Annotated in this window: 12 protein-coding genes; 7 read left to right on the top strand and 5 right to left on the bottom strand. The window is 52.0% G+C overall.

The features are described from left to right. Nucleotides 1–95 precede the first annotated feature (95 nt). Nucleotides 96–887 (top strand): UDP-2,3-diacylglucosamine diphosphatase, encoded by a 792-nt coding sequence (locus H7F08_RS05075; RefSeq protein WP_226831356.1) that lies wholly within the window; start codon nt 96–98, stop codon nt 885–887. A gap of 14 nt (nt 888–901) precedes the next feature. Here the strand turns inward: H7F08_RS05075 and gyrB are convergent, their stop codons facing one another. The 4 genes from gyrB to dnaA form a co-directional block, all read right to left on the bottom strand. Further along, the gene (gene gyrB, locus H7F08_RS05070; protein WP_010640934.1) at nt 902–3,304 is read right to left on the bottom strand and encodes a DNA topoisomerase (ATP-hydrolyzing) subunit B; all 2,403 of its coding nucleotides are present in this window, start codon (nt 3,302–3,304) and stop codon (nt 902–904) included. Next, on the bottom strand, nt 3,301–4,356 hold the full coding sequence (gene recF, locus H7F08_RS05065) for a DNA replication/repair protein RecF (protein WP_024894344.1): 1,056 nt from the start codon (nt 4,354–4,356) through the stop codon (nt 3,301–3,303). Before recF ends, gyrB begins: the two co-directional genes overlap by 4 nt. Before the next feature lie 24 nt (nt 4,357–4,380). Next, entirely contained in the window at nt 4,381–5,478 is a 1,098-nt protein-coding gene (dnaN, locus tag H7F08_RS05060) for a DNA polymerase III subunit beta (protein WP_024894343.1), read from the bottom strand. 253 nt (nt 5,479–5,731) lie between these two features. Then, the gene (gene dnaA, locus H7F08_RS05055) at nt 5,732–7,165 is read right to left on the bottom strand and encodes a chromosomal replication initiator protein DnaA (protein WP_226831360.1); all 1,434 of its coding nucleotides are present in this window, start codon (nt 7,163–7,165) and stop codon (nt 5,732–5,734) included. 294 nt (nt 7,166–7,459) lie between these two features. On the opposite strand from dnaA, the gene H7F08_RS05050 reads away from it, so the two are divergent. Next, nucleotides 7,460–8,245, top strand: coding sequence for an SDR family oxidoreductase (locus tag H7F08_RS05050; RefSeq protein WP_031572681.1), 786 nt, complete (start codon nt 7,460–7,462; stop codon nt 8,243–8,245). 291 nt (nt 8,246–8,536) lie between these two features. Here the strand turns inward: H7F08_RS05050 and H7F08_RS05045 are convergent, their stop codons facing one another. Then, entirely contained in the window at nt 8,537–9,271 is a 735-nt protein-coding gene (locus tag H7F08_RS05045) for a hypothetical protein (protein WP_193640016.1), read from the bottom strand. An 86-nt stretch (nt 9,272–9,357) separates the two neighbouring features. Here H7F08_RS05045 and thiD point away from each other — a divergent pair, with 86 nt between their 5' ends. The 5 genes from thiD to H7F08_RS05020 are packed head-to-tail and all read left to right on the top strand — an operon-like array spanning nt 9,358 to nt 12,825. Further along, nucleotides 9,358–10,173 carry a bifunctional hydroxymethylpyrimidine kinase/phosphomethylpyrimidine kinase gene (gene thiD / locus H7F08_RS05040; RefSeq protein ID WP_193640015.1) on the top strand — a complete coding sequence of 272 codons (816 nt, stop codon included), beginning with the start codon at nt 9,358–9,360 and terminating at the stop codon, nt 10,171–10,173. Nucleotide 10,174: 1 nt separating this feature from the next. Continuing rightward, the gene (gene thiE / locus H7F08_RS05035; protein ID WP_193640014.1) at nt 10,175–10,843 is read left to right on the top strand and encodes a thiamine phosphate synthase; all 669 of its coding nucleotides are present in this window, start codon (nt 10,175–10,177) and stop codon (nt 10,841–10,843) included. Between the two features lie 2 nt (nt 10,844–10,845). Further along, the gene (gene hemL, locus H7F08_RS05030; RefSeq protein ID WP_075323512.1) at nt 10,846–12,138 is read left to right on the top strand and encodes a glutamate-1-semialdehyde 2,1-aminomutase; all 1,293 of its coding nucleotides are present in this window, start codon (nt 10,846–10,848) and stop codon (nt 12,136–12,138) included. Beyond that, the gene (locus H7F08_RS05025) at nt 12,135–12,530 is read left to right on the top strand and encodes an HIT family protein (protein WP_193640013.1); all 396 of its coding nucleotides are present in this window, start codon (nt 12,135–12,137) and stop codon (nt 12,528–12,530) included. The genes hemL and H7F08_RS05025 overlap by 4 nt, the downstream gene beginning before the upstream one ends. 7 nt (nt 12,531–12,537) lie before the next feature. After that, nucleotides 12,538–12,825, top strand: coding sequence for a ComEA family DNA-binding protein (locus H7F08_RS05020; protein WP_010640461.1), 288 nt, complete (start codon nt 12,538–12,540; stop codon nt 12,823–12,825). The last annotated feature ends 12 nt before the right edge of the window (nt 12,826–12,837 follow it).

The raw sequence follows: 12,837 nt of genomic DNA, 5'->3' as shown, positions 1-12,837 counted from the left end.
CCCATTCGCGCAGAGGCATACACGCCATCCACTTTCATCAAACTGTCACATTTTGCTGGCATTATAGACGTATGTCACGTTTTCAGGACGAAACTATGCCTCATTACCGCAGTATTTTCCTGTCCGATGTCCACCTCGGGACCCGAGGCTGTCAGGCAGAAAGTCTGCTCGACTTCCTGCGCCACAATTCCTGCCAGCAATTATATCTGGTCGGCGACATCATTGATTTATGGCGACTCAAAATACGCTGGTACTGGCCGCGCAGCCACAATACTGTCGTCCAGAAAATCCTGCGTCTGGCGCGTTCGGGTGTCGTGGTCCGCTATATTCGCGGAAATCATGACCCCGTCTATGAGCTGCTCTCTGATTATGTTCAGGGTCAGGATGATGAGAGCATTTCCCTGGGCGATATTGCCATTCTCAGTGAGACCGTTCATGAAACCGCCGATGGAAAAAAACTCTGGGTGATTCATGGGGATCAATTTGATGCGGCCATGCGTTATGCTACCTGGCTGATTCATCTCGGTGATCATGGTTATATCCTGTTGCTCTGGCTCAATCGCCTGCTGCAATCCGCCTTCCGTCGTCTGGGCCTGCGCCGGCACTGGTCCCTGAGTGCCTACATCAAGTACCGGGTCAAAAAGGCCGTGCAATTTATCAACGACTACGAACATCTGCTTGCCGAAGAAACCGCCCGCCGGGGTTATGCCGGGGTTATTTGTGGCCATATTCATCATGCTGAACAAAAAAGCATTGAGGGCATACTTTACTATAATGATGGCGATTGGGTGGAAAGCTGTACGGCGCTGGTAGAACACATGGATGGCCGGATGGAAATTATCCACTGGCCCATCACATTGCGTTTTGATCAGGACGTCGCCGCCTGAAGCCGGTTTACCGGCTAAATATCCAGTCGCGATACAAAGCGGGCGTTTTCTTCTATAAAACGCCGGCGCGGTTCTACAGCGTCCCCCATCAACATGGAAAATACTTCATCTGCGGCAATGGCATCTTCCACATCAACCCGAACCAGTCTGCGGTTTTCCGCATTCATGGTGGTTTCCCAGAGTTGCTCCGGATTCATCTCACCAAGACCTTTGTAGCGCTGAATTTCCACGCCCTTGCGGGCATCTGCCAAAAGCCAGTCCATCGCCTCCCGGAAACGCTGAACCACGCGATTTTTCTCGCCCCTCTTGATCACGGCGCCGGGATGCATGCTGCCTTCAATATTTTTGGCATATTCAGCCAGATGCCGGTATTCACCGCCCGCGAAAAAGTCCTGGTCAAAAAAGCGGAGTTCCTGACTGCCATGATGTTCACGCCGGACCACCAGGCGTAATCCGTCCGCTTCGCCGATTTTCTCGACTTGATAGTGTTCTGCGGGTAAAGCGGTTGCGCTCAGGGCCGTTCGTAGTCCTTCCGCAAACTGGTCCCAGTCATCATTACGGGCGGTTTCTGCAGCAATGGGCGGCAAGGTTGCCAGCGCCCAGAGCAGGGTGGCGGGATAACGCCTTTCCAGACGCTGCACCAGGGCTTCAATATTCTGGTATTGCCGCATCATGCCAGCAAGCTGATCCACACTGACGGCTTCACTATTTGCAGAAAGATGAAATTCAGCACCATGCATGGCGATTTCACGCAGATAAGCTGCCAGTTCCGTATCATCTTTGATATAGCGTTCGTCTTTACCTTTTTTAACCTTGTATAAAGGGGGCTGGGCAATATATACATGACCACGATCCACCAGATCCGGCATCTGCCGGTAAAAAAATGTCAGCAACAGGGTACGAATATGACTACCATCCACATCCGCATCGGTCATGATGATGACGCGGTGGTAACGTAACTTGGCCAGATTAAAATCTTCCTTGCCGATACCGGTGCCCAGCGCGGTAATGAGGGTGCCGATTTCATCCGAAGACAGCATTTTGTCGAAACGTGCCCGTTCGACGTTCAGAATTTTTCCTTTGAGCGGCAAAATGGCCTGATGACGACGATCCCGGCCCTGTTTTGCAGAACCCCCTGCCGAATCTCCTTCCACCAGATAAATTTCGCAAAGACTGGGGTCTTTTTCCTGACAATCGGCCAGTTTACCCGGAAGGTTGGCAATATCCAGAGCCCCTTTGCGGCGCGTCAATTCACGCGCCTTGCGGGCGGCTTCCCGGGCCCGGGCGGCGTCGACGATTTTCGCAGCAATAGCCTGGGCTTCCTTGGGGTGTTCATCCAGAAAAATGGTGAGGGCCTCGGCCATGGAAGATTCGACCACCGGTTTCACTTCACTGGAAACCAGTTTGTCCTTGGTTTGTGAAGAGAACTTGGGATCTGGCACTTTTACGGAAAGTACCGCCGTCAATCCTTCGCGGGCATCGTCACCAGTGACGGAAACCTTGGCTTTGGCCAGGGTTCCTTCTCTTTCCATATACTGATTGAGGGTACGGGTCAGGGCGGCACGAAATCCAGCCAGATGGGTTCCGCCGTCGTTCTGGGGAATGTTGTTGGTGTAGCACAGCACCGTTTCGTTGTAGCCCTCATTCCACTGTAGCGCTGCTTCTACAACAATCCCGTCGCGTTCGCCGGCAAGGCTGATTACATGCGGATGAATGGCGGTTTTACTGCGATTGAGATGTTCCACAAAGGCGCGAATGCCGCCGTGGTAATGGAAAATTTCTTCCCGGTTCACACGTTCATCCAGGAGCGTGATGTGTACTCCGGAATTCAGAAAAGCCAGTTCGCGCAGGCGCTTGGCGAGAATTTCAAAATGGAACTGGGTATCGGCAAAAACCTCCGGAGAAGGTTTGAAACGGATGATGGTACCATGCCGGGTGGATGCTTCGCCCCGGGCAATAGGCGCCAGAGGGGCGCCATCCGCATAGGACTGGGTCCAGACAAATCCATCCCGGTAAATGCGCAGTTGCAGGGAAATGGACAGGGCATTTACTACAGAAACGCCGACACCGTGCAATCCACCCGAGACTTTGTAGGAGTTATCGTCAAACTTGCCACCCGCATGCAGGATGGTCATGATGACTTCAGCGGCGGAACGACCTTCTTCGGCATGAACATCTACCGGAATACCCCGTCCGTTATCACTGACACTGACCGAATCATCGTCATGAATGGTGACCACAATAGTATCGCAATGCCCACCCAGCGCTTCATCAATGGCATTATCTACCACTTCAAAAACCATATGATGCAAGCCACTGCCATCATCGGTGTCGCCAATGTACATGCCCGGGCGTTTTCGTACCGCTTCCAGCCCTTTCAACACCTGGATACTGGAAGAATCGTACTTTTGCGTCATATTACTATTTCCTTTTCAAGCTGGCCCTGGGCCAGATAAAAATGACTGCCTTGAACACCTGCCGGTATTTGTCCGGCTGCAGTCACCGCAGCAAAAACCTGTACATTCAGTACATTCAGTTGTTCAACCCACCAGTTTCTGGCGGATTCATCCAGTTCGGCCGCAAAATCATCAATCAATAGGGTCGGCAAAGCAAAACCGGCTTCCCTGAGCAGGAGCAACTGCGCAATGCGATAGGCAAGACCCAATATGCGCAACTGCCCACGGGAAAGAATATCCAGGGCCATTTTCTGGCGAACCCGAAAAACCAGATTGGCCCGGTGTGGTCCACTATGGGTATATCCCATTTCCCGATCCTGTCCCAGATCGCGCTGCAAACTTTCCTGCAAGGCCAATCCTTCTTTCCAGCCGCTCTGCAGATGCAAACCCAATATCTCAGTAGCGCCGGACCAACTGGTCCAAAGTTTCTGCAGATAAGGTTCTATGCGTGTCAGATAATCCTGACGGCGTTGCTGAATACCTTCTCCGGCCATAGCCAATGCCGAATCCCAGGGACTTTTGCCTTGGGGTTTTTTCAGCCAGGCATTACGCTGTGCCAGGGCTCGACGATACTCCCGAAAAACCGTGCCGTAGTATGGATCCACATAATAAATTCCCCAATCCATGATCCGTCTCCGATCATCCGCCGTGCCGGCAACAAAATGACTGTTATCATCATGTAGACTTTGCAAGGGCAGGATATCCAGCAATTCCCAGGCTGAATGGACAGACTCCCCATCATAACGTATTTCCCGCACTTCGCCACGTCTGCGCAAAGCCAGGAAATGATCAGACATCCGCGCAGTGAGCAGGTATTCCGCATCACCTTCGCGCAGAACGTGGCGTGGTCCATGCCGCCAGGTTTGTCCGGTACCCAGAATGTGGAGGGCTTCAAGGACCGTACTTTTTCCTGCGCCGTTCGCACCAATCAACCAGTTCCACCGGGCATGGGTAGAAAGTTGTAAATTCTGAATACAACGCAACGACTGAATTTGCAGAGTCTCCAGGGTCATCAGGCAGGGTTTTTCAGGACTGGATCAGAGCCGCACCGGCATCAAAATGTAAACCGGATTATCTGAGTCCGGCGGTGTGAAAACGGCTGCACTGTTGCCGTCCTTGATGCGCATGCGAATATTTTCCTGAGAAAAAATCTGGATGCTATCGGTGAGATAGCGACTGTTGAAGGCAATGTTCATTTCATCATTTTGATATTCTATAGAAAGTTCGATTTCTCCTTCTTCCTGTTCTTCGTTACGACTGCTCAAGGTCATCAGATTTTTGCCCAGATGGACCTGGGTGGTGGGATTACGATCACTGACCAGTACTTCACTTTGTTGCAGGGCGCTTTTGAAGTTTTGGCGATCAAGCATTGCGGAAAAAGGATGTCCCTGAGGAATAACCCGCCGATAATCAGGATACTTGGCATCAATCAGTTTACAGGCAAATTGTTGATCACCATCATCCAGTACAAAACTGGTATCAGAAAGCGAGAGATGAATATTTCCACCGTTGACAATGCGCAGTAATTCCATGACGGCCTTGCGGGGAAGAATGCACTGGAAACTTTCTTCTTCCAGACTATTGGCAAATGGCAAAGTCATCATGGAAAGGCGATGACCATCCGTGGCTACCAGGCGCATTTCCTGACCTTGTACTTCGAGAAGCACCCCATTCAGAAAGATGCGGGCGTCATTTTGCGCCATGGTGTTGGCGGTTACGGCCAGTGCTTCCCGAAATAAAGTGGCTTCGCAATCACCCTGGCAGCGACTGCTGTGAATATTGAGATAAGGAAATTGTTCAGCGGGGAGTACATGCAGGGTAAAGCGGCTTTTAACTGCTTTCAGTAACAGTTTTTCGCCATCCTTGTGAAACTCCAGAGGGGTGTGTTCGGGTAAGGCCCGGCAAATATCATAAAGTTTACGGGCAGGAACCGCGCAGCTTCCGGGAGTATCTACCGGATGATCCTTGTCCACACTGAGCTGTACTTCCTGATCTGTGGCGATGAAACGGCAATGTTGTCCGGCAGCTTCGATCAGTACATGGGCAAGAATGGGTTGGATGGGTCTGCGATCGGCAATATTCGCCATATTCGCCAAAATGGGCAGTATGTCTTCACGATCCATGGTGAGTTTCATCAGGAAATGCTCCTTATGGTGTTAACTAAATAAATTATATTCTTCTTTTTAACTACTATTATTATTAAGGGCCTGAAGGCCTGTGGGAAACCGATATAAGCCCTTGTTAGGCATATTTTTATTGCATTAGACAAAGCGCCGGCAAGCTGTGGATAAGCAGGTATGATCGGGGATAAAAATGAGCGGTAGTTTTCATACATGCTCAGCACCGTACTTTTCCATGGGCTTTTCCACAGCTTGTTCCCTAATCCGGTCATGCGCCCAGTATCCGCAGCAAATTGTTATAATCTTCATTGAGTTGAGAGTCTTCCTGACGAAGTTTTTCAATTTGTCGGCAGGCATGCAGTACGGTGGTGTGATCGCGACCACCAAAGGCCTCACCGATTTCCGGCAGGCTGTGATTGGTGAGTTCCTTGGTGAGCGACATGGCGACTTGGCGGGGGCGGGCAATATTACGACTCCGCCGCTTGGACTGCATGTCAGAGCCACGTATATGAAAATATTCGGCAACTACTTTCTGGATATTTTCCAGGCTGACCATGCGTTTCTGGACGTCAATGAGATCCCGCAGGGCTTCCCGGGCAGTATCCAGATTGTACGGCTTATGGGTAAAGTTAACGTGGGCGACGACCCGCCTTAACGCCCCTTCCAGTTCACGAACATGGGAGCGGATTTTTTCGGCAATGAAAAAAGCTACTTCTTCGGGCAGTTCTATGCCAATTTCTTCAGCCTTGCATAGAACAATCGCCATACGGGTTTCCAGATCATGAGGCTGAATGGCGACGGTGAGACCCCAACCGAAACGCGACTGGAGTCTTTCTTCGAGATGTTCGACTTCCTTGGGGTAGCGATCACAGGTAATGATGATTTGTCGGCCACCATCAAACAGGGCGTTGAAGGTATGAAAAAATTCTTCCTGGGTGCGATCCTTGCCAGCAAAAAACTGAATATCATCAATAAGTAGGGCATCGAGTTTGCGATAACGCTGCTTGAAATCGTTGATGGTGTTATGTTGCAGAGAACGCACCATGTCCATGATGAAACCTTCGGCGCTGACATAAAGCACCTTGGCGTCTGCGTTGCGCTGGAGGATGGCATTGCCAACGGCTTGCATGAGATGGGTTTTACCCAGACCGACTCCCCCATATATGTACAGGGGATTGTAGGATTTACCCGGATGCTCGGAAACTTGTCGCGCTGCTGCTACGGCGAGCTGGTTGGACTTGCCCTCAACGTAGGATTGAAAGGAAAAGCCGGGATTGAGGCGATTGCCGTTACGCGGATCTGTACTGACCGGGCTGGGCGCAGCGCTGCTTTGGGGCTCCGGTGCAGGAGCCGCCGCTGTCGTATCCAGATTGAAGCGGAGCAGCATTCCTGGAGCCAGCTCGGCGAGAACCGCTTCCAGCAAATCCATCAGCCGTTCCCTGACCCACTGCATGACAAAAGGGTTGGGGGCAAACAGATGAAATTCGTTACCATGCAGCTCGCCACGCAAAGGGCGAAGCCAGGTATTGAACTGCTGAGGTGTTGTCTGTTCCTGCAGCTGTATGCAGAGCGCTTCCCAAAGGGCATCTCCGTTGTGCAGCGCGGATAAGTTTGAATCACGGCTCATACGTAACCTGGTCGAGTGCTGGGCGGTAAAATCGTGATGTTTGGACACGACAATCAGTCGCTGCAGTATAGCCAAGTGACACGATCTGCGCCAGTATATAATCTGGCCAGCCGGGATTTGTTAACTGAACATTGCTAAATTTTTTTATCTATCCCTGTAAAGCTCAATATTAATAGTTTATCATCATGTTTTTTAAATGATTTATTTGTTTATTCTGTTTTATATGATTTATAAAGATATAATTAATTAACAGCGATAAAAATAATTTTTTATGATATTTTTAATAATAATTCATGATCCGATTTACATATGAAACAGGATAAGTCATTAACTGTGGTATCTCGCTGATCTTACAAAGGAAGAATTTTTATGGCGAAGGGATCTGTCGTAATTACCGGAGCGGGCAGTGGGATCGGACAGGCCTTGGCACTGGCTTATGCGGAACCGGACCGGCCGCTGTTACTCCTGGGGCGCAGTCTGCAGAACCTCGAAGCTACGGCGACTCTGGCGCGGTCCCGAGGGGCTATTGTGCGGGTGCTGAAAGTTGATGTGGGTGATGTGACAAGTCTGGATCTGGCCGCGTTAAATTTTTCGGATGAATTTGGTGAAATCAAGGTGTTGATTGCCAATGCAGGAATCAGTCATGGGACTCTGGCCAGAGAGCTGAATGATCGTCCGGTTTTTGCCGAAATCATCACCACCAATTTGCTCGGGATGGATAACACCTGTACGGCCTTTCTGCCTTATATGGCGCAGGGTGGGCGCATTGCCGGAATTGCCAGTGTCGCCGGGTTTCGCGGCCTGCCTGGAGCAGCTGCCTATTGTGCCTCCAAGGCGGGGGTGATTGCCTATCTGGAAAGTCTGCGACTGGAATTGAGGATTCAGGGTATCCGCGTCTGTTGTATCGCTCCAGGTTATATTGCCACCCCGATGACGGCAGCCAATCACTATCCCATGCCCTGGCTGATGGCTCCGGAGAAGGCGGCGCAGAGAATGCGCAGGGCCATCGACCGTGGTCAGGCCTGGCTGGTTGTGCCCTGGCAGATGGGGATAGTGGGAATGATTTTGCGGCACTTACCCATTGCTTTTTATGACCGCCTGTTTGCCCGGGTTGCAGGGAAGGCTCGGAAAAGCGGCTCTCCGAAAGGCGTTTGAGTTCTGTGCGGGCACTCTGAAACCGCAGCGGGATGAATAAGTTTTCCACAAAGTGTTTATAAGGAGCTTATGGCGCTTTGTTCTTAATATGCTTTCGGTATGTTTTTTAATATATTGTTTTTAATGTAAAAATAAATTTAAAAAGGGAGAAAAACCGTTTCAAAAATGTAACAGGCCTGAAAATTCGGGACTCTATGTTTTATATCCACAAAGTTATCCACAGAAAATACAGCACAATCTGACGAAAAAGCCCCCATGCGGGGGCTGACCTTTCTGGGGGATACAATTTGATCAGGCAGCTTGAAGTCGCGGCTTCACAAACCACATCTGGATCAGGCTCAGGAGCATTTCCAGCAAGGCAATTGGACAGGACAGTGCTCCACCAATCAGTACCAGCCAGACGAAAGCCGGATTCTGATGGGTCAGGAACCAGCCACTGAAATCCACGAGCATGGCAATAAAAGGAATTACAATTAATGGATATTTGATGCTGTTGGGGAAGCGCGATTTGCTGAATATCCAGCCAGCCACCCAAAAAATTACGCCGAGCATGGTCAGGTGAATCATACCGTTCAGCAGCATGGTACTGAGGCTCATGCCCGTATCGACCTTGGCCACGGTTTTGACGTCACCGTAAGTAACCAAAGGCGGGTTATGGAGGACCTTGGTCATGGCAACACTGTGACACTTCAAACAGTTTCCGGCGATCAAGGGTTTGATGGCCTGATTGTAATCCGCCTCGGTTTCGCCCGAAGCAATCCAGTGATTGACGGCGGCAACCATTTTCGGTTTATCAGCTGCTGACATCCCTGCGTAACCCATCATGCGCGGCAGGACGGTTTGCAGCGTGCTGGAACTGCGATTGCCATAATAATGTTCGGCAACAGCATGTACTGTAAGGCCATTATTACCACCTACTGTAACGTATACATAGGCTTCTGCGACCAAAAGGCCCAACCCCACCAGGAAAATAAATCCCGTATGGACCAGTTTTTCTGCTAGACTCAACTCCGGCAATTGCCGCATGTGGTTTTCCTCCATGAATGATGTCGTTAGGATAGGATTTGCGTGGCAAGTGAAAGCAATTTTCCTGCCGGATTTGAGGTTTGTCCATGCACAATATATTAATGCCCGAACGCGCTGAAATACCTCCCGTTGTGCTCAGTATTGCCGGTTCCGACCCCAGTGCTGGCGCAGGCATACAGGCTGATCTGTTAACTTGTGCCCGTCTTGGTGTCCACGCCTGCACTGCCATTACTGCGCTGACCATTCAGGACTCAGTCAATGTTCGGCGTTTTAGTCTGGTGAACCCGGCGGAATGCCTGCAGCAGGCCCGGGTCATTCTGGATGATATTCCTGTACGGGTGATCAAGATCGGGATGTTGGGCTCCGCTGAGATGGTCAGAGCCTTGGCCGGACTCCTGGATGCTTACCCGCAGATTCCTGTGGTGCTGGACCCGATTCTGGCCGCTGGTGGAGGGACTTCCCTGGCGGGATCAGGATTGCTGGAGGCGATGCGCAGCGAACTTTTGCCAAAGGTCAGCATTATCACGCCCAACGGTCCTGAGGCGCTGGCTTTGACGGGTGCAGCAGACGTGCGGGCTGCCGCCGTCCTGCTCAATGCGCAGGGTGCCCAATGGGTTTTATTGTCCGGGGGGCATGGCGAAGGTCCGAAGCTGGAAAACCTGGTTTTTCAGGGGGGCATTTTGCGGCAGACTGTTATTCAGGAACGCCTCCCGCATCAATATCATGGTTCAGGCTGTACCCTGGCTTCAGCGGTTGCTGCGGGTCTGGCCAAGGGCCAGGAGATGATGCAGGCCATAGAAGCGGCGCTTGCTTTCACCCATGACGCGCTGCTGCATGCCTATCCTCTGGGGAGTGGCCAGTTTTTCCCCAACCGTTTTTATCATCCTGAAAGCAGTTCATGAAATGCCTGTAAAAACACGCAAAGCCATTGCCGGTTTATATGCTATTACCGATCCGCACTGGATGCCGGAAGCGGTTTTCCTGGACAAAGCCGAAGCCGCTTTACGGGGTGGGGCAAGGATCCTGCAGTATCGGGATAAGGGCGACCCTTGGCAGGAACATGCGCGGCGACGACGGCAGGCGGGTGCCTTGCGTGAACTTTGCACCCAGTATGGTGCGCTGTTTGTGGTGAATGATGACCCCGATCTGGTGAGAGCGGTTCAGGCTCCGGCTCTGCATGTCGGCGCGGAAGATGCGCCTTTGGCCGAGTTACGCCAGGCCTTTGGTCGTGATCTGTGCATTGGCGTATCCTGCTATGCTTCGCTGGATAAAGCCCGGGAAGCTGTGAAGGCAGGGGCGGATTATGTGGCTTTTGGTGCTTTTTTTGCCTCGCCGAGCAAGCCGCAGGCCCCTCGCGTAGATCTGCAGGTTTTGCGAAAGGCCCGAGCGGAACTGAATATTCCACTGGTCGCCATTGGCGGCATTACCGAGGATAATGGCGGAGCGCTGATTGCTGCAGGTGCGGATGCCCTGGCAGTGATTTCCGGGGTGTTTGCCTCGGAACAGATAGAAGCGGCCGCCCGGCGCTTTGCGGTATTATTTGATCATCCCAGGAATATTCCCAAGGAGTAATGATGACCCAGACTTCTCACGATTTATTCAAGGCAGCCCGGCAGTGTATTCCCGGCGGTGTGAATTCTCCGGTACGGGCTTTTCGTGGTGTGGGCGGAGATCCCATCTTTATGGACCATTCCGAAGGCGCGTATTTTTGGGATGTGGAAGGCAAACGCTATATAGATTACGTAGGTTCGTGGGGGCCGATGATTCTCGGTCATAATCATCCTGAGGTCCGGGCCGCCGTTCATGCCCAGGTGGACAAGGGTTTGGGTTTTGGTGCCCCCACCGCTATTGAAGTGGACATGGCCGAAATGGTTTGCCGTCTGGTTCCGGGTATTGAGTTGCTGCGCATGACCTCCAGTGGCACCGAAGCTGTGATGTCGGCTATTCGCCTCGCCCGGGGTTATACCGGCCGGGATAAAATCATCAAGTTTGAGGGGAATTACCACGGCCATAGTGACAGTTTGTTGGTCAAGGCCGGTTCCGGCGCCCTGACCTTGGGGCAGCCCTCTAGTGCCGGGATCCCCCGGGAAGTCAGTCAGGATACCCTGGTCCTGCCTTACAACGATTTGTCTGCTGTAGAGCAAATGATGCAGCAATATGGTTTTGATGTGGCCACCATCATTGTCGAGCCGGTAGCGGGCAACATGGGTTGTGTGCCTCCCGAACCGGGTTTTCTGGAAGGCTTACGAGCGCTTTGTGACCAGTATGAAACGATCCTGATATTTGATGAAGTCATGACCGGTTTCCGGGTGGCGTTGGGAGGTGCCCAGAGCCTTTATGGGGTGCGCCCGGATTTGACGACTTTCGGGAAAATCATCGGCGGCGGATTGCCGGTGGGGGCACTGGGCGGTTCCAGGGAAATCATGGAATATCTGGCCCCTAACGGCCCTGTTTATCAGGCGGGGACCCTGTCGGGGAATCCGGTGGCGATGGCGGCGGGCCTAAAGACTTTGCAGTTGCTGAGCGAGCCGGGATTTCATGACAAACTGGCCGTGCAAACCCGAAAATTATGTGACGGACTGGCGGAGCGCGCCAAGGCTGCCTCTGTTCCGTTACAGATTAATCAGGTTCCGGCCATGTTTGGCTGGTTTTTCAGCGACGAACCTGTACGCGGGTTTGATGCGGTCATGCGTGCCGACAGCCAGCGCTATGCGCGTTTTTTTCATGGGCTTTTGGCGCAAGGCGTCTATCTGGCACCCAGTGCCTACGAAGCCGGGTTTGTTTCTGCGGCGCATGGTGATGCTGAAATCAAGGCCACCCTGGATGCTGCAGAATTGGTTTTGGCACAATTGAAGGAGGAAGCATGACCACTTTATTTACCCGTATTATCGCCGGCGAGATCCCTGCCCAGAAGCTGCTGGAAGACGAACATTATCTGGCTTTTCTGGATATCCGCCCAGTCCGTCTCGGACATACCCTGGTTATTCCCAAAAAGGAGCATGATTATATTTTCACCCTGGATGATCAGACCCTCGCCGGACTATTACCGTTTGCCAAACGCGTGGTTCCGGCGCTGGAAAAAGTCACCGGATGCAAACGGGTCGGGATTATGGTTGCCGGACTGGAAGTTCCCCATACCCATGTCCATTTGATTCCCATGAACGCTATTCCGGACCTGAATTTTGCCCATGCTACGGATACGCCGGCAGCGGAGCTGGCTGCCATGGGAGATCAGATTCGGGCGGCCTTACAGGGCTGAGGCTAGCATGCCGTCGTTGTGGCGCTATGTTTTGGTGCTGTTTCTGACAACTTTGCTGGGCGTCAACATGGCCTGGGGTAAAGGTAAAAACTGTCCACCCCAAGTGAATATCAATCAGGCCGGTATTGAACAGTTGCGTTGTTTGAAAGGTGTGGGAGAAAAGCGTGCTGCGGCCATTGTCGCTTTTCGCGAAGCACATGGTCCCTTTCCGGGACCGGCCGCCCTGGGTGCCGTATTAAGCCCGAAAATTATTGCCCGCCTGCGGCCACAGATTATCACGCAAGGTCCAGATTGAGGGGGTAGGATT

This window comes from Acidithiobacillus sp. HP-11 (genome assembly GCF_015100075.1).
In the GTDB taxonomy this organism is placed as follows: domain Bacteria; phylum Pseudomonadota; class Gammaproteobacteria; order Acidithiobacillales; family Acidithiobacillaceae; genus Acidithiobacillus; species Acidithiobacillus thiooxidans.
The sequence above is the reverse complement of the archived record's forward strand: the minus strand, read 5'-3'. Positions and strand labels throughout refer to the sequence as shown.